This is a genomic window from Ramlibacter sp. (assembly GCF_035548915.1).
Lineage (GTDB): Bacteria > Pseudomonadota > Gammaproteobacteria > Burkholderiales > Burkholderiaceae_C > Ramlibacter.
On sequence record NZ_DASZSE010000050.1, the window covers coordinates 1 to 16,697 of the forward strand.

General features: G+C 67.9%; 13 protein-coding genes and 1 pseudogene. 5 read left to right on the forward strand and 9 right to left on the reverse strand.

Translation table 11 applies throughout. The annotated features are described in order from the left end of the window. From VHA82_RS21360 to VHA82_RS21370, 3 genes and pseudogenes are all read right to left on the reverse strand, one after another. A pseudogene (locus VHA82_RS21360) lies at positions 1 to 198 on the reverse strand (acetyl-CoA carboxylase biotin carboxyl carrier protein); the annotation flags it as partial. Positions 199 to 327: 129 nt separating this feature from the next. Continuing rightward, positions 328 to 855 carry a TlpA disulfide reductase family protein gene (locus tag VHA82_RS21365; RefSeq protein WP_414708682.1) on the reverse strand — a complete coding sequence of 176 codons (528 nt, stop codon included), beginning with the start codon at positions 853 to 855 and terminating at the stop codon, positions 328 to 330. An 83-nt stretch (positions 856 to 938) separates the two neighbouring features. Continuing rightward, on the reverse strand, positions 939 to 1,529 hold the full coding sequence (locus tag VHA82_RS21370; protein ID WP_325547191.1) for a hypothetical protein: 591 nt from the start codon (positions 1,527 to 1,529) through the stop codon (positions 939 to 941). 60 nt (positions 1,530 to 1,589) lie between these two features. On the opposite strand from VHA82_RS21370, the gene VHA82_RS21375 reads away from it, so the two are divergent. Next, the gene (locus VHA82_RS21375) at positions 1,590 to 3,233 is read left to right on the forward strand and encodes a long-chain fatty acid--CoA ligase (protein ID WP_325547192.1); all 1,644 of its coding nucleotides are present in this window, start codon (positions 1,590 to 1,592) and stop codon (positions 3,231 to 3,233) included. A gap of 123 nt (positions 3,234 to 3,356) precedes the next feature. Further along, positions 3,357 to 4,748, forward strand: coding sequence for a UDP-N-acetylmuramate:L-alanyl-gamma-D-glutamyl-meso-diaminopimelate ligase (gene mpl, locus VHA82_RS21380; protein WP_325547193.1), 1,392 nt, complete (start codon positions 3,357 to 3,359; stop codon positions 4,746 to 4,748). A 670-nt stretch (positions 4,749 to 5,418) separates the two neighbouring features. On the opposite strand, the gene VHA82_RS21385 is transcribed toward mpl, so the two are convergent. The 6 genes from VHA82_RS21385 to rodA form a co-directional block, all read right to left on the reverse strand. Continuing rightward, positions 5,419 to 6,540: a 3-deoxy-7-phosphoheptulonate synthase gene (locus VHA82_RS21385; protein WP_325547194.1), complete on the reverse strand. Its 1,122-nt coding sequence runs from the start codon at positions 6,538 to 6,540 to the stop codon at positions 5,419 to 5,421. A 198-nt stretch (positions 6,541 to 6,738) separates the two neighbouring features. After that, positions 6,739 to 7,311: a hypothetical protein gene (locus tag VHA82_RS21390; protein WP_325547195.1), complete on the reverse strand. Its 573-nt coding sequence runs from the start codon at positions 7,309 to 7,311 to the stop codon at positions 6,739 to 6,741. Between the two features lie 49 nt (positions 7,312 to 7,360). Then, a complete protein-coding gene (gene tldD / locus VHA82_RS21395; RefSeq protein WP_325547196.1) occupies positions 7,361 to 8,821 on the reverse strand; it encodes a metalloprotease TldD in 1,461 nt (486 codons plus the stop codon). A 24-nt stretch (positions 8,822 to 8,845) separates the two neighbouring features. Beyond that, positions 8,846 to 10,930: a protein kinase domain-containing protein gene (locus VHA82_RS21400; protein WP_325547197.1), complete on the reverse strand. Its 2,085-nt coding sequence runs from the start codon at positions 10,928 to 10,930 to the stop codon at positions 8,846 to 8,848. 68 nt (positions 10,931 to 10,998) lie between these two features. Continuing rightward, a complete protein-coding gene (locus VHA82_RS21405; RefSeq protein ID WP_325547198.1) occupies positions 10,999 to 11,931 on the reverse strand; it encodes an NAD(P)-dependent oxidoreductase in 933 nt (310 codons plus the stop codon). Positions 11,932 to 11,943: 12 nt separating this feature from the next. Next, a complete protein-coding gene (gene rodA / locus VHA82_RS21410; RefSeq protein WP_325547199.1) occupies positions 11,944 to 13,098 on the reverse strand; it encodes a rod shape-determining protein RodA in 1,155 nt (384 codons plus the stop codon). Positions 13,099 to 13,118: 20 nt separating this feature from the next. Between rodA and VHA82_RS21415 the strand changes: the two genes are divergently transcribed. From VHA82_RS21415 to VHA82_RS21425, 3 genes are read left to right on the forward strand one after another with little or no spacing between them, the layout of a single operon-like run. Beyond that, complete coding sequence (locus VHA82_RS21415; protein WP_325547200.1) at positions 13,119 to 13,742, forward strand: YqiA/YcfP family alpha/beta fold hydrolase; 624 nt, start codon at positions 13,119 to 13,121, stop codon at positions 13,740 to 13,742. A 39-nt stretch (positions 13,743 to 13,781) separates the two neighbouring features. Then, on the forward strand, positions 13,782 to 15,839 hold the full coding sequence (locus VHA82_RS21420; protein ID WP_325547201.1) for a ribonuclease catalytic domain-containing protein: 2,058 nt from the start codon (positions 13,782 to 13,784) through the stop codon (positions 15,837 to 15,839). Further along, positions 15,836 to 16,696 carry a TonB family protein gene (locus VHA82_RS21425; RefSeq protein WP_325547202.1) on the forward strand — a complete coding sequence of 287 codons (861 nt, stop codon included), beginning with the start codon at positions 15,836 to 15,838 and terminating at the stop codon, positions 16,694 to 16,696. Before VHA82_RS21420 ends, VHA82_RS21425 begins: the two co-directional genes overlap by 4 nt. Position 16,697 lies beyond the last annotated feature (1 nt).

Sequence of the window (16,697 nt, forward strand, 5' to 3'; positions counted from 1 at the left end):
TGCCGCGGCCGGCGCGAGCGCGGCCGCCGCGGCGGGCATCGCGGGCGGCACGAGCGCCGCCGGCGCGGCCACGTGCTGCACCACGGCTCCACCGCCCTTCACGATGCGGACCTTGCCTTCGGCTTCGGTGATCTCGAGCTCCGAGACGTTGGACTCCGAGACCAGATCGATCAGCGTCTTCAGCTTGCGCAGGTCCATCGTCTTCTCCGGTATTTCTTTGGAAGGATCGGGAATTTACAGCAAAATTCCGTTACTTCCCGCATTTGCCGGGAATTTTCTTCCATCTGCTCGATGAAAGGCCGCCGCTTCGAACCAGGGGGGCCGGTGTCAGCCGGACGCAAACCAGCGATCGAGGTCGGGTCGGCTCAGCCGGCCGATTCTACGCTCGCGCATCTTGCCGGACGCGTCGACGAAGACGGAGAACGGCAGGCCACCGACTTCGTTGCCGAGTGTCTTCGTGAGCTCGGTGCCCTGCAAGCCCGCCAGTCCGACCGGGAAAGCCACCGGCGTGTGTTGCAGGAAGGCGCGCACCGCGCTCGGCTGGTCGATGGCAAGGCCGACCACTTGCCAGCCTTTGGACGCGTGTTCGCGGTAGAAGCCATCGAGAAGCGGCAACTCGTCGATGCAGGGCGGGCACCACGTCGCCCAGAAGTTCACGAGCAGGGACTTGCCGCGAAAACCCGCCATCGCAAGCGTTGCGCCCTCGGGCGTGCGGAAGGAAAGCGGCCAGAGCGCATCGATGCTGCCCGCGGATTCGTCGACGCGCAGGCGCCACCATGCCGCAGCCCCACCGGCGAGCAGCGCTGCGGCGCCGGCGCCGGCAAGCAGCGCCCGGCGAGATCGAGCCGCCGGCAGGGGCGGTGCGGCGGCGTCGCCCGCCCCAGCGTCCGCGCGCGGCGCGGTTTCGGCGGGCGCATTCTCGGTTGGCCCGATCGCGCTCACTGGCCCGCCTCCACAAGTGCGCGCACGGCCGCGATGTCGCCTCGCGGGACGCGGCCGCGCGAGTCGCGCCTGAGCGCGCCCCGGACGTCGTCGTGGTCGTGGATCATGAGGTGCACGCCGATCGGCTCGTCGAGTTCGCGGCTGAAGGCCGTGAGGCTCAGGGCCTCGACCTGCTCGCCGGTGAAGCCCGTGACCGTGCGCGGTTCGTAGTCGACGCGGTTTTCGATCAGCGCGATCTCCGCCGACTTGGGGTCGTCGCAGAAGAGCTGGATATAGATGTCGGACAGCCGGGTCGCCGTGCCGTGCCACACGGCTCCTGCAAGGTAGGGGCGGAACTGCTTCAGCCGGTCCATCCACGCGAGCGCGAGCTTGCGCAGCGCCGCGAGTTCGGCGGGCTGCGTGTCCGCGCAGAACACGCTGATGTATTCGCGCACCGCGTCTTCCAGCGTCTCGTTGTCCGGGAGCTGCGCGCGGGCCGCGAGCCCGAGCTGCTTTGCGGCGCGGCGCTTGGCCGGCCCGAATTCCAGCCCTTCCTCCACGACGATCCGAGCGGCGGTCGCGGCAATTTCCAACGCGAGGCTGTCCATCGGGCCATTGTGCACTTACAGTGCGAGGCACCGTCGGTGTACGGGCATGACGAAGAGGAGATGCCAGTGAAGAGCACGATGATGCCGGTCCCCCTCTCGCTCAACCATCTGCTGGAGCGCGCGGGGCGGCTCTTCGGCGGCAACGAGATCGTGTCGCGCCTGCCGGACAAGAGCCTGAAGCGGCACACCTATGCCGACTTCTACCGGCGCACGCGGGCCCTGGCCTCCGCGCTGCGCAAAGCGGGGCTTGCCAAGGGCGACCGCGTCGCCACGCTCTGCTGGAACCACCATGCGCACCTGGAGTGCTACTTCGGCATTCCCGCGGCGGGCGGCGTGGTGCACACGCTCAATCTGCGGCTCGCCCCGGCCGAGATCGGCTGGATCGCGGGCAATGCCGAGGATCGCTTCCTCGTCGTGGACGATGTGCTCCTGCCGCTCTACCAGCAGTTCGCGCAGCTGCACCGCTTCGAAAAGGTGATCGTGGTTCCCTTTGCCGGCAAGCCCGCAAGCACGAGCGTCGAAGGCGCGACGGACTACGAGGCCTTCCTCGAAACCGGCGACCCCGACGATTTCGACTACGTGCCGCACGAGGAAGACGACCCCGTGGCCATGTGCTACACGTCGGGCACGACGGGGCGGCCGAAGGGCGTGGTGTATTCCCACCGCTCGACGGTGCTGCATACGCTGGTCGCGAGTCTCGGCGACTTCTGGGGGCTGCGCGGCACGGACGTCGTGCTGCCCGTCACGCCGATGTTCCATGCGAACTGCTGGGGCATGCCCTACGGAGCCGTGATGATGGGCGTGAAGGTCGTCTTCCCCGGCCCGCACCTGCACCCGGACGACCTCCTCGACCTGATGCAGATCGAGCCGCCAACGCTTTCGCTCGGCGTGCCCACGATCTGGATGGCGCTGATCCAGACCTACGACGCCGCCCAGGCGAAGGATTCGCCCAACCACGGCCGCTGGACGCTCCCGCGCGGGATGCGCTCGCTCGTCGGCGGCGCGGCCGTGCCCGAGGCGCTCATTCGCGCCTTCGACCGGCACGGCATCTGGATCCTGCAGGGCTGGGGCATGACGGAAACCTCGCCCGTATGCACGGTTTCGTACCCGCGCGCCGAACTGCACGATGCGAGCGAAGACGAGAAGTACCGCCGCGCGGCGATGGCGGGCGTGCCGGTGCCGCTCGTGGACCTGCGCGTGTGGGGCGATGCGGGCGAAGAGCCCTGGGACGGCAAGTCGGTCGGCGAGATCCAGGTCCGCGGCCCCTTCATCACGGGCAGTTATCACAACGTGCCGGTCGCGCGCGACAAGTTCACCGAAGACGAGTGGCTGCGCACCGGCGACGTGGCCGCCGTCGATTCGCTGGGTTTCGTGCGCATCACCGATCGCACCAAGGATCTGATCAAGTCGGGGGGCGAATGGATCAGCTCGGTGGACCTGGAGAACGCGCTGATGGCGCATCCCGCCGTCGCGGAGGCCGCGGTGATCGCCGTTCCCGACGAGAAGTGGGGCGAGCGTCCGCTCGCGTGCGTCGTGCTGAAGAAGGACGCAAAAGCCGGTGCGGCAGAGTTCGGGCCGCATCTGCTGCACCATGGCTTCGCGAAGTGGCAGTTGCCGGACCGCTATGAATTCATCGACGCGATCCCGCGCACGTCCACCGGCAAATTCTGGAAGATGAAGCTGCGCGAACGTTACCCGGCTTGATTCCAAGGCGTCGTCTTCGCGTCTGCCCACTGGATTCCCGCCTTCGCGGGAATGACGAAGGGGGGAGGGAATGACGGGGCGGGAATGACGGGGCGGGATGGGTCTGCCCACGATAATCGGGCGATGCACATTCACATCCTCGGCATCTGCGGCACCTTCATGGGTGGCCTGGCCGCGCTAGCGCGCGAAGCCGGCCATGAAGTGACCGGCTGCGACGCCGGCGTCTATCCGCCCATGAGCGACCAGCTTCGCGCGCTGGGCATCGACCTGGTCGAGGGGTTCGGCGTCGAGCAGCTCGCGTTGCAGCCCGACATCTGGGTCGTCGGCAACGTCGTCTCCCGCGCGCGGCTGGCCGACGGCACGCCTCGCTATCCGTTGATGGAAGCGATCCTCGATGCCGGGGAGCGCTACACGAGCGGCCCGCAATGGCTCGCCGAAGAAATGCTGCAGGGCCGCCATGTGCTCGCGGTGGCCGGCACGCACGGCAAGACCACGACCACGTCGATGCTTGCGTGGATCCTCGAGCGGGCCGGACTCGACCCTGGCTTCCTCGTAGGTGGCGTGCCGGTGAATTTCGGCGTCTCCGCGCGGCTCGGGCGTGGCAAGTGCTTCGTGATCGAAGCGGACGAATACGACACGGCGTTCTTCGACAAGCGCAGCAAGTTCGTGCACTACCGGCCGCGCACGGCGGTCCTCAACAACCTCGAATTCGATCACGCCGACATCTTCGACGACGTCGCCGCGATCGAGCGGCAGTTCCACCATCTCGTGCGCACCGTGCCCGCGAGTGGCCGCGTCGTCGTGAACGGTCTGGAGGAGAGTCTCGCTCGCGTGCTGCACCAGGGCTGCTGGAGCGAGGTGCGCAGCTTCGGCGCGGCGTCGAGCGACTTTTTCGCCGAGGGCGAACCGGGCAACTTCGACGTGCTCGAACACGGCCGCGTGGTGGGACGAGTCGAATGGGAACTCACCGGCGTTCACAACCAGCTCAATGCGTTGGCCGCGATTGCCGCCGCGCAGCACGTGGGTGTTGCACCCGCGGAGGCGGCCAAAGCGCTCGCGACGTTTCGCAACGTCAAGCGGCGAATGGAAGTGCGCGGGGTGGTGCGGGGCGTGACGCTTTATGACGATTTCGCGCATCATCCGACCGCGATCCGCACCACGCTCGACGGTCTTCGCCGCAAGGTGGGCGGCGAGCGCATCCTTGCGGTGTTCGAGCCGCGCAGCAACACGATGAAGCTGGGCACGATGAAGTCGCAGCTGCCGTGGAGTCTGGAGGCGGCCGATCTGTCGTTCTGCCACGCGGGTGGACTTGGGTGGGATCCGCGCGAGGTGCTCGGCGAGATGGGTGAGCGTGCGCAGGTTGCGGACGACGTCGCGCAGCTCGTGCGGCAGGTGCTGCGTGCCGCGCGGCGTGGCGATCACATCGTGTGCATGAGCAACGGCGGGTTCGGCGGGATTCACGAGAAGCTGCTCGCGGGGCTGGAGGGGGTGGACGCGGCGGCGTCGGCGCGTTGACTTGCTCTTTCGCGTGGGTCTCGCGGACTTGGGTGAAATTGCCCTTGCAGGGCGGCGCCGTGCTTGCCTTATCGCAAGGGGTTCGGACTTGGGTTGCGTCGCCCTTGCAGGGCAGCACCTCGCTTGCCCTATCGCATTAGTGTCGGACTTGGGTTTATTTGCCCTTGCAGGGCGGCACCTCGCTTGCCCTATCTCTCCCCCCGCCCTCTCTTCCCCAGCGGGGAAGAGAGGGAGCTAACACGGACATCCGATTTGGGCTCGTCGGGCCGACAAAGGGCCGAAGACCCGCAAGGTCGGGCGGTGCTCCAAATTTAGAAACGACAACGAGCCTGCGCATGTCCGCCGTCGCGCGCCATGGTGGTCACGGAGCTACACATGTCGCCCCGCCACCCGACCTATCGGGTCTTCGGCCCTTTGTCGGCCCGACGAGCCCAAATCGGTGTTTGGCTCCCCTCTCTTCCCCGCTGGGGAAGAGAGGGGCGGGGGGGAGAGATAGGGCAAGCGAGGTGCTGCCCTGCAAGGGCAATGCAACCCAAGTCCGACACCCATGCCATAGGGCAAGCAAGGCGCCGCCCTGCAAGGGCAATTCAACCCAAGTCCGAAGTCAAGGAGAGCGAACACCCGCCACCCGCAAAGGGGCAAGAAGCGACCCGCGGGTGAGCATCCCCCGCTACCTCCCCCTCCGCGCCTTCACCGCATCCGCCAGCACGTCCAGCAGACCGAGCGACTCCCCCCACCCGATGCACGCATCCGTGATGCTCTTGCCGTATTCCAGCCGGGCCGGATCGTCCTTCCCCGGCGCGAACTTCTGCGCGCCGCCATTCAGGTGGCTTTCCACCATCAACCCAAACACCGACCGCGATCCGCGCGCGATCTGCGAGGCAATGTCGCGCGCGACATCGAGCTGCTTCTCATGCTGCTTGCTGCTGTTCGCATGGCTGCAATCCACCATCAGCACCGGCTCGAGCCTTTGCGATTCGAGCTCCTTGCACGCGGCAGCCACACTCGCCGCATCGTAGTTGGGCACCTTGCCGCCGCGCAGGATCAAGTGGCAATCGCGGTTGCCATTGGTCCGCACGATCGCGACCTGGCCGTTCTTGTGCACCGACAGGAAGTGATGCCCACGCGCCGCCGCCTGGATCGCATCGGTCGCGATCTTGATGTTGCCGTCCGTTCCGTTCTTGAAGCCGATCGGCGCCGACAGGCCGCTCGCGAGCTCGCGGTGCACCTGGCTTTCGGTCGTGCGCGCGCCGATGGCGCCCCAGGAGATCAAGTCGCCGATGTACTGCGGCGAAATCACGTCGAGGAACTCGCTGCCGGCCGGCAGCCCGAGCCGGTTGATCTCGATCAGCATCTGCCGCGCGATGCGCAGCCCCTCGTCGATGCGGAAACTCTCGTCGAGATAAGGATCGTTGATGAGCCCCTTCCAGCCGACGGTCGTGCGCGGCTTTTCGAAATAGACGCGCATCACGATCTCGAGCGCATCGCGATGCTTCTCGCGCGCCTCCTTCAGCCGCCGCGCGTAGTCGAGCGCCGCCGCCGGATCGTGGATCGAACACGGGCCGATCACCACGAGCAGCCGGTCGTCCTTGCCCACCATGATGTCGTGGATGCTGCGGCGCGTGCGCGTGATGAGCGCCTCCACCGGCGTGCCCGCGATCGGGAAGAAACGGATCAGGTGTTCGGGCGGAGGCAGCACGGTGATGTCCTTGATGCGCGCGTCGTCGGTCTGGCTGGTCTTGTCGACGGGGCGCACTTGCCACGCTTCGGGATTGGCGGTCTTCGCAGTCATGTCGGCTCTTCTTCCTTGTGCTTCGAAATCGTTGCGGACGAAAAGAAAAAACCGCCGGGGGTGCCGGCGGTTTCGTTGGAGGGGTTGCGCGTCGCGGGTACGTTCAGACCTCTCTACCGCCGGGGGGCGTGGAGAACCAAAAGTAGCCAAAGAAAAAAGAGGCGCGGACGCGGACCATGCGTCGAATGTACCACACGCTCAAAGCCGCAGCTTCTTCCACCACTGGATCGCGCGCACCACCTGCGGCTCGGTGGGCTTCGGCTCGGCCGCGGGCGTGCTGTCCGCCGGCTCGGTGGCGAGCCACTGGTCGTACATGTCGACGAGCAGCATGCCTTCTCCGAGCGTTCGCCACGCGACGAGTTGGAAGTCCTCCGCCGTCGCGGGCAGCTCGCTCGCATGCGGTGCGCCGTCGAGCAGCCACTGCCCGATCAGCACGCGGAAGTTGTTGAGCGCCTGCAGGTAGGCCGCGTATTCGTAGAGGCCGCGCCACGGCAGCCCGAGGCCCACGATGAGGTTGCGGTGCTCCCGCAGCACCGTGAGCAGGTCCACGAGCTGCGGCGCGATGCGGTCGCGCTGGCGGTCGAGACGCAGCGCCGCGACGATCGCCTCGATGTGGTTCGCAAGGAGCGCCATGCTGTCGGTGATCTGCCGCGTGTCCTCGTCGGAGACGGCACTGCGCAGGAAGTTGCTGAGCTCCCCGAACGTCTGGATGCTCGGCAGGTTCGTCGAGGGGTCCAGCGGCAGGCGCAAGGGACGGGTGGACTCGTTCATGACATCTTGCGCCGAGTATCCCAGCGCAGCGCCGCGCGGCAAGCGCCGCTCAGGCGGTGCCGCCGACCGTCAATCCGTCGATGCGCAGCGTCGGCTGCCCCACGCCCACGGGCACGCTCTGGCCCTCCTTGCCGCAGGTGCCCACGCCGGTGTCGAGCTTCATGTCGTTGCCGATCATCGTGACGCGCGTGAGCGCATCCGGCCCGTTGCCCACGATCGTGGCGCCCTTCACCGGGTACTGGATCTTGCCGTCTTCCACCCAGTACGCTTCGCTGGCCGAAAAGACGAACTTGCCCGACGTGATGTCCACCTGGCCGCCACCGAAGTTGGTGGCGTAGAGGCCCTTCTTCATGCTCGCCACGATCTCGCCGGGGTCGTGCTCGCCGCCCAGCATGTAGGTGTTGGTCATGCGCGGCATCGGGATGTGCGCGTAGCTTTCGCGCCGGCCGTTGCCGGTGGGCGCGACGCCCATCAGGCGCGCGTTCATCGAATCCTGGATGTAGCCGCGCAGGATGCCGTCTTCGATCAGCACGTTGCGCTGGCTCGCGTTGCCTTCGTCGTCGACGTTGAGCGAGCCGCGGCGGTCGTCGAGCGTGCCGTCGTCCAGCACCGTCACGCCCCTGGAGGCGACGCGCTGGCCGACGCGGCCGGAAAACGCGCTCGAACCCTTGCGGTTGAAGTCGCCCTCGAGGCCATGGCCCACGGCCTCGTGCAGCAGCACGCCAGGCCAGCCGGGGCCGAGCACCACGATCATCTCGCCGGCCGGAGCCGGCCGCGATTCGAGATTCGTGAGCGCGGCCTTCACCGCGTCGTCCACGTACGAGGCGATGCGCGCGTCGTCGAAATACTCGAGCCCGAAGCGGCCCCCGCCGCCGCCGGAGCCCATCTCGCGGCGGCCATGCTGCTCGGCGATCACCGTCACCGACACGCGCACGAGCGGGCGCACGTCGGCCGCGATCGTGCCGTCCGCGCGCGCGACGAGCACGACGTCGTATTCGCTCGCGAGCCCGGCCATCACCTGCACGATGCGCGGGTCGCGGGCGCGCGCCATCTTCTCCGCGCGCTCGAGAAGCTGCACCTTCGCCGTGCTGTCGAGCGAGCCGATCGGGTCGATGCCGCCGTAGAGCGAACGCGTGCCCGCGATCTTTCGCGCGGGCACCTTCACGCGCGTGCCCGCCGCGGCGAGCGCGATCGAGCGCACGGTGCGCGCCGCGTCCAGCAAGGAAGCCTCGGAGATGTCGTCGGAATAGGCGAAAGCCGTCTTCTCCCCGCTCACCGCGCGCACGCCCACGCCCTGGTCGATGCTGAAGCTGCCGGTCTTCACGATGCCTTCTTCCAGGCTCCAGCCTTCGCTGCGCGTGTACTGAAAGTAAAGATCCGCCTCGTCCACGTGATGCGCGCCGATCACGCCGAGCGCGCGGCTGAGGTGCGTTTCGTCCAGGCCGAAGGGATCGAGCAGCAGCTGCCTGGCCGTGGCCAGCCGCTCGAGGGTGGGTTCGCGGGAGATCATCCGGCCATTCTAGGCCGCGGCGCGTCAAGCCGTGGCGCCCGGCCTCGTTCGGAGCAGGGTTCGCTCGTGCAGATCCTGGATGAGGCCGTAAGCCGAGCGGTACCGGTCCTCGGGTTTCTTCGCCATCAGCTTTTCCAGCACGGGCTGCAGCGGCTCGTGGGGCGGGGGCAGAAGGGGCGTCGGCGCGGAGACGTGGCGCGCCAGAAGCATGTCGAGCGATTCCGCCACGAAGGGCCGCTCGCCCGTCAGCATCTCGTACAGCATCACGCCCAGGCTATAGAGATCGGTGGAGGGTGTGATCCGCGCGCCGGACGCCTGCTCCGGGCTCAGGTAGTAGGGCGTGCCGACGACGTCGCCGTGCCGCGTCTCGGTGAGCCCGAGGCCGTCTTGCTGCAGCATCGACTTCGCGACGCCGAAGTCCGCGAGCGCCACGCTTCCCTCGGGCCGCAGCATGATGTTCTCCGGCTTCAGGTCGCGGTGAATCACGCCTCGGGTGTGGATCGCATCGAGCGCGGTGGCGACCTGGTGCACGACTTCGAGCACGCGGTGCTGCGACATCCCCGCCTTCAGCTCGCCGCGCAGGTCGCCCCGCGGGAAGTACTCCATCGCGATGTACGCGTGGTCGTCGGTGAAGCCCTGGTCGTAGATGCGGATCACGTTCGGATGCTCGATCTTCGACAGCAGCGTGTATTCCTGGATGAACCGCGAGAGGTTCGCGCTCGTCGCCCTGCCGCCGGCGGAAAGCACCTTCAGCACGACCGCGAGACCGTCTTCCTCGCGCACCGCGAGGTACACCTCGGTCATGCCGCCCGCGCCGATCTTGCGCACGAGCCGGTAGCCCTTCAGCCGCAGCGGCTCGCCGTCCGCGCCGAAGGCGTGGTGCTTGAAGGCCGAGAGCTTCGAATTGAGCGCGCCCTTCACCGCGCGCGCGGTGATCTCGGAATTCACCTGCACCGCGGTGCGGATTTCGGCCGCGCGCTCCGTGAGGGTCGCCATCCCGTGGCGCTTGTCGTCGATGTTGGTGACGAGCCCCACGATTTCGGCCACGTCGAGATAGCCCGAGCGGCCTTCGACTTCCAGCGAGGTCATGCCGCCCGTCTGCACGCCGTCGCCCGCTTCCTGCAGCACCGCGTTGCTCGCGACGACGGTCCAGCCGAGCTCCTTGCTCGACGATTCGAGCCGCGCCGCGGAGCTCACCGCCTCGCCGATCGGCATCGTGTCACGGTTGTCGACGGTGCCCACGCGGCAGATCGCGACCTCGCCCGCGTGCAGGCCGACACCGATCGCGAAGGGCGGCAGGCCGCGCTTCGGAAACCGCTGGTCGAGCCAGCCGCGGAATTCGTGCGCCGCGAGCGCGAGCGCGAGCGCCGCGGAGATCGCGCGCCGGGCCGCCGTGAGCGGCGAGCCGCCCTGCCCTTCGGCGAACACCGCCATCAGGCCGTCGCCGATGAACTTGAGGTGGCGCCCGCCGTTGGTGAGTACAGGCACCGTCACGCGTTCGAAGTAGTCGGTGAGCAGTTCGGCGACTTCGTTGGCGCTCAGCTTTTCCGCGAGCGACGTGAAGCCGCGGATGTCGGAGAAAAGCACCGTCGCCCGCATCACCTGGTCGGTGACGGCTCCGGCGGGCGGCTCGAGCCCGAACTTGTCGGCGAGCCGCCGCCCGCCCAGGCTTTCGGTGAACGCGAGGCGCAGGTGCTCCTCGCGGGAACGCACCGCCGACTCGATCGTTTCTTCGATGCGCCCGCGCTTCTTGAGGAGCCCCTGCAACGCTTCCAGCAGTTCCACGCGGGTGAAGGGCTTGGCGAGGTAGTCGTCCGCCCCCGCCGTCATGCCGCGCCGCATGCTGGCGCGGTCGTCGAGCGCGGTGAGCATCATGAACGACATGGACGCGAGCGAGCGCTCGCCCCGCAGCGCCTGCAGCAACTCGAAGCCGTCCATCTCCGGCATGCCGATGTCCGAGATCACGACGTCCGGCCGGTGCGCCCGCGCGCATTCCAACCCTTCGCGGCCGTTGGTGGCGGCCACGATCTCGTACCCCTCCAGCTTCAGGAGGCGGGTGATGTTGTTGCGGATGGCATCGTCGTCCTCGACGATCAGGATCGTTGTCATGTCTGCGGCGGACTGTGCGGCGGATTGTGCGGCGGATTGTGCGGCGGATTGTGACGTGGATTCTGCGGTCAATTCCGGGGCGGATTGTGCTGCCCGGCGAGCAGGCGCAGCAAGGCCGAATCGTCGGCATCCGCGAGCCCGGCGCGCAGAGCGGCATCGAACACGCCGTGCGCCGCGGCGCCGAGCGGCCCTTCGAAGCCGCACGCCCGCGCCATTTCGAGCGCGAGCCGCGTGTCCTTGTGCAGCAGCGTCATGAGCGCCTGCGGCTTCGTGTCGCCTTGCAGCGCCCGCCGCATGCGATCGGTGCCGATCCAGCTCTGGCCGCTCGACTCGCCGATCACCTCCAGCGTGCGGGCGGCGTCGAGCCCAAGGCGCTGCGCGAGCGCGATGGCTTCGGCCGCACCCACGAGGTTGATGCCCGCGAGCAGGTTGTTCACGAGCTTGGTCCGCGCGCCGTCGCCCAGGCGCTCCCCGATGCGCGAGAGCCGGGAGCTCAAGGCCTGCAGCAGCGCGCGATGCCGCTCGAATACCGCACTCTCGCATGCCACCATGAGACTCATGCTGCCGTCGCGGGCGCGCACCGGGCCGCCGGACATCGGAGCGTCGATGGCATCGATGCCCCGATGCGCGAGCCGGGCGGCGAAGTGTTCGACGTCTTCGGGCGCGATGGTGGGACAGAGCACGACGCATTGGCCGGGCCGCAGAACGTGCGACGCGCCATCGGTGCCGAACAGGACGTCCTCGCATTGCGCCGCGTCCACCACGCACACGATCAGCGCCGAAGCACCGCGCGCGGCTTCGGCCGCCGACGCGCAAGCCGTCGCACCCATCGCCGCGAGCGCATCGACCCTCGCGCGCACGATGTCGTGCACGCGCACGGTCCAGCCCTCGTCCAGCAGCCGCGCGGCCATCGCGCCGCCCATGGTGCCCGCGCCGACGAGCGCGACGCGGGAAGCGGCGGCAACCCGTTCGGGGTCGCGTGGATTCGCTTCAGTCGCCACCGCAAGCCGCCACTAGCTTTGCACCAGCCGCTTGGACTTCGCGATCGACATGAGGATGCCGAGCCCCATCCCGAGCGTCGCCATCGCGGTGCCCCCGTAGGAGATGAAGGGCAGCGGCACCCCCACCACCGGCAGGATGCCGCTCACCATGCCCATGTTCACGAAGGCGTACGTGAAGAAGATCATCGTGATCGCGCCCGCGAGCAGCCGCGCGAAGAGGGTCGGCGCATCCAGCGCGATCGAAAGCCCGCGGAACACGAGGAACATGAAGGCGGCGATCAGCCCGAGGTTGCCGATGAGGCCGAACTCCTCGGAGAACGACGCGAAGATGAAGTCGGTCGTGCGTTCGGGAATGAATTCGAGATGCGTCTGCGTGCCCTGCATGAAGCCCTTGCCGAGAAAGCCGCCCGAGCCGATCGCGATCATTCCCTGGATGATGTGAAAGCCCTTGCCGAGCGGGTCCTTCGTGGGGTCGAGCAGCGTGCAGATGCGCTGCTGCTGGTAGTCGTGCAGGACGGGCCAGCGAAAGCCGGGCGCGCAGAGGTCGGACTCGAACACGGCGACGCACACGACGAGCGCGATCATGAGCACCACGGGCGGCACGATCAGCTTCCACGAAAGCCCCGCGAAGAAGATCACCGCCAGGCCCGCGGCGAGCACGAGAACGGCGGTGCCGAGGTCCGGCTGCTTCACGATGAGCGCGATCGGCACCGCGAGCAGCACCATCGCGACGATGAAGTCGAGCGGGCGCAGCTGGCCTTCGCGTTTCTGGAACCACCAGGCGAGCATGAGCGGCATCGCGATCTTCAGGATTTCGCTGGGCTGGATGGTGATGCCGACGTTCAGCCAGCGCTTCGCGCCCTTCTTCGTGATGCCGAAGACCGCCACGGCCACGAGCAGCGCGAGGCCGAGCGTGTAGAGCGGAACCGCGAAACTCATCAGCCGCTGCGGCGGCACCTGCGCGACCACGAACATGACGATCGTGGCGAGCACCATGTTGCGCGCGTGATCGGAAAAGCGCGTGCCGTAGTCGTAGCCGGACGAATACATCGTGACGAGGCCCGCGCAGGCGAGAACGAGGCAGGCGAAGGCGAGCGGGCCGTCGAAGCCCTGGAGCATCGGCGCGAGCCGCTGCGCGAGCGGCGGTTTTTCGAAGACAGCGGACATGCCGAAATTATGATCCGCCGATGACACTCGACCGGCCCGCCGCCCGCCTCCCCGTTACACATCTCGTCTACCTGCACGGGTTTCGCTCCTCGCCGCAATCGTTCAAGGCGCGCTGTGTGGCCGGGCGCGTGCGGCGGGACCATCCCGAAGTGACGTGGTGGTGCCCGCAACTGCCGCCGTCGCCGGGCGAAGCGATGGCCATGGTGCAAGAAGGCATCCGCGACTGGCCCGCCGAACGCATGGGCGTGATCGGCTCGTCGCTCGGCGGCTTCTACGCGACCCACGTCGCCGAAACGAAAGGATGCAAGGCGGTGCTCCTGAACCCGGCGGTTCACGCCGCGCGGGACCTCGCGAAATACGTGGGCGAGCAAGTCGCTTGGCACGATCCCGCGACACGCTTCCGGTTCGCGCCGGAGTTCGTCGATGAGCTGCGGGCGCTGGAGCATGGGCCCGTCGCCCGTCCCGGGGACTACTTCGCGCTGATCGCGAAGGGCGACGAAGTGCTCGACTGGCGCGAGATGACCGCGAGGTATCCCGGCGCGCACGTGCGCCTACTGGAAGGCAGCGACCACGCGATCCCGGAGTTCGAGGACTACCTGGACGAAGTGCTCGCGTTCCTCGGGCTCGCGCGATCGGGCGCCTAGCCGGGCGACGCGCCTCGGTGCGCATGGGACAATCGCTCGATGTTCGTCCTGTTCGAAGACGCCGGCAAATTCCTCGCCGGCCGCGTGCTCTCGGAAGCGCAAACCTCGGTGCAGGTGGAGCTCGACAGCGGCAAGCGCGTGAAGGTCAAGTCCACGAGCGTGCTGCTGAAGTTCGACCAGCCCGCCGCCGGCGAGCTGATGGCCGATGCGCAGTCGGTCGCCGCCACCATCGATCTCGACCTTGCCTGGGAATTCGCACCCGACGAGGACTTCGGCTTCAACGACCTCGCCCGCGACTACTTCAGCGACCGCCCCACGCTCGCCCAGCAGGCGGGCGCGCTCCTGCGCCTTTTCGAGGCGCCGCATTACTTTCGCCGCGCGGGCAAGGGGCGGTTTCGCAAGGCGCCGGCCGAGACTGTGCGGCAGGCCCTGGCCGCCATCGAGAAGAAAAAAGCCGTGCAGGAGCAAATCTGCGCATGGGCAAGCGAGCTCGAAGCGGGCAGCTGCCCCGCGGCCGTGCGCGAGCAGCTCTATCGCATCCTTTTCAAGCCGGACAAGAACGCTCCCGAGTACAAGGCCGTGGTGGAAGCGTCGCGCCACGCGCAGCAGGCGCCGCTCGCGCTCTTGCAGAAGGCGGGCGCGATCGATTCGCCCTACCAGTTCCACTTGCGCCGGTTCCTGCTGGAACATTTCCCGAAGGGCACGGGTTTTCCGCCGCTGGCCGCGCCCGCGATCCACGAGGACTTGCCGCTCGCGGACGTGCAGGCGTTTTCCGTGGACGATTCCAGCACCACGGAAATCGACGATGCGCTCTCGGTGCAGGGCCTGGGCAGCGGCACGGTGACGGTTGGCATCCACATCGCGGCACCCGGGCTCGCGTTGCAGCCCGCCTGCGCGCTGGACCAGCTCGCGCGGGAGCGCCTGTCGACCGTGTACATGCCCGGGTACAAGATCACGATGCTGCCGGACGACGTGGTGCGGGCCTATACGCTGCAGGAGGGCCGCGACTGCCCGGCCGTCTCGCTCTACGTCCGGCTCGACGAGGCATCGCTCGCCGTGCTCGGAAGCGAAACGCGGCTCGAACGCGTGCCGATCGTCGCGAATCTGAGGCACGACCAGCTCGATGCGCACCTCACCGAAGCCTGGCTTGCGAATCCGGCGGGCGCGCAGGGCGACGCACCGCAAGCCGCGCTTCGGGTGCGCGAGCCGCTCTCGTTTTTCTTCCGGCTCGCGCAGCACCTCAAGGCGCAGCGCGAGATCGCGCGCGGCAAGCCGGAAAACTTCAGTCGTCCGGATTACAACTTCCGGCTCGCAGGCAACGATGGGCGCGAACCGACCGGCGACGAGCAGGTGGAAATCACCGTGCGGCGGCGCGGCTCGCCGCTGGACCTGATCGTGTCGGAGGCGATGATCCTCGCCAACAGCACCTGGGGCCAGTGGCTCGCCGACCTGGGCGTGCCCGCCATCTATCGCAGCCAGGCGAGCCTCGCGCCGGGCGTGAAGGTGCGCATGGGAACGAAGTCGCTGCCGCACGCGGGGATCGGCGTGAAAAGCTACGCCTGGAGCACCTCGCCGCTGCGCCGCTACACCGACCTCGTGAACCAGTGGCAGATCGTCGCTGCCGCACGCCACGGCCGCACTGCGGCGCTTGCCGCGCCCTTCAAGCCGAAGGACGCGGAGCTCTTTTCGATCATCTCCGCCTTCGATGCGGCCTATTCCGCCTACAACAGCCACCAGGCGGCGATGGAGCGGTTCTGGACGCTGCGCTGGCTGCGGCAAAACGAGGTGCGCGAGCTGGTCGCCACCGTCTTCAAGGACAACCTCGCGCGCGCCGAGGACGTGCCGCTCGTGCTGCCCGTCCTCGGGGCGGGCGACCTGCCCCGGGGCGCGAGAGTGCGCGTGCGCCTGGGCGCGATCGACGAGATCGCGCTGGACGTGACCGGCACGATGGTCCAGCGCCTGGACACGGCGAGCGCGGAATTGTCGCCGCAAGACGACGAAGGCGAGGAAGAAACCGTGGCGGGCCCGATTGCCATCGCCGTCGATGTGGACGACACTGCGCAGGCGCCCGCAGCCGGAGAAAATACCTCCTCGTGAATTCGTTCATCAAGTCGTTCACCAACCTGCAGATCGCTCTCGGTATCTCGCTTTTCATCCACGGAAGCCTGCTCACGCTGCGATTCGTGGACCCCGAGGGATTCAATCGCGTGTTCCAGGATGCCCCGCTCGAGGTGGTGCTCGTGAACGCGCGCACCAACGAACATGCGGACCGCGCGCAGGTGATCGCGCAGGCGTCGCTTGCCGGTGGCGGCGACGCCGAGAAGGGCCGCGCCATGTCGCCGCTGCCGCCTTCGGCATTCACCGAGCTCGGCGACTCCGCCGAGGAGGCGCAGCGCAAGATCGAGGCGATGCAGGAGCAGCAGATGGTGCTGCTCGCGCAGGTGAAGCGCGCGCTCGCCGCCCTCCCCCCGCCGGACCCGAAGCAGCCCGCGACCGACCCGGACGCGCAGGCGCAGGAGGAAAAGCGCCGCCACCTGATCAAGCTCCTTGCGGAAATCGAAAAGCGCATCGAGGAAGAAAACGCCCGGCCCAAGAAGCGCTACATCAGCCCCGCCACGCGCGAGGAGGTCTATGCGATCTACTACGACGCGCTGCGCCGCAAGATCGAGGACCGCGGCACGCAGAACTTCCCGACGGCGGCGGGCAAGAAGCTCTATGGCGAGCTCACGATGATCGTGACCGTGAACAACGACGGCCGCGTGCTTTCCACCGAAGTGGTGGAAGGCTCCGGCGACGGGCTGCTCGACCGCCGGGCGCAGCACATCGCCCGCTCGGCCGGCCCCTTCGGCGAGTTCAGCCCCGCGATGCGGCGGCGCGCCGACCAGATCGTCGTCGTCTCCCGCTTCAAGTTCACCCGCGACGAGACGCTCGAGACCCGGCTCACGAGCCGCTGAT

Bases quoted from the DNA above. Each gene is read 5' to 3' on its own strand.
- tldD (WP_325547196.1), bottom strand. From the start codon at position 8,821: ATGATCTCCCGCGAACCCACCCTCGAGCGGCTGGCCACGGCCAGGCAG.
- VHA82_RS21415 (WP_325547200.1), top strand. From the start codon at position 13,119: ATGACACTCGACCGGCCCGCCGCCCGCCTCCCCGTTACACATCTCGTC.
- mpl (WP_325547193.1), top strand. From the start codon at position 3,357: ATGCACATTCACATCCTCGGCATCTGCGGCACCTTCATGGGTGGCCTG.
- VHA82_RS21385 (WP_325547194.1), bottom strand. From the start codon at position 6,540: ATGACTGCGAAGACCGCCAATCCCGAAGCGTGGCAAGTGCGCCCCGTC.
- rodA (WP_325547199.1), bottom strand. From the start codon at position 13,098: ATGTCCGCTGTCTTCGAAAAACCGCCGCTCGCGCAGCGGCTCGCGCCG.
- VHA82_RS21400 (WP_325547197.1), bottom strand. From the start codon at position 10,930: ATGACAACGATCCTGATCGTCGAGGACGACGATGCCATCCGCAACAAC.
- VHA82_RS21370 (WP_325547191.1), bottom strand. From the start codon at position 1,529: ATGGACAGCCTCGCGTTGGAAATTGCCGCGACCGCCGCTCGGATCGTC.
- VHA82_RS21375 (WP_325547192.1), top strand. From the start codon at position 1,590: ATGCCAGTGAAGAGCACGATGATGCCGGTCCCCCTCTCGCTCAACCAT.
- VHA82_RS21390 (WP_325547195.1), bottom strand. From the start codon at position 7,311: ATGAACGAGTCCACCCGTCCCTTGCGCCTGCCGCTGGACCCCTCGACG.
- VHA82_RS21420 (WP_325547201.1), top strand. From the start codon at position 13,782: ATGTTCGTCCTGTTCGAAGACGCCGGCAAATTCCTCGCCGGCCGCGTG.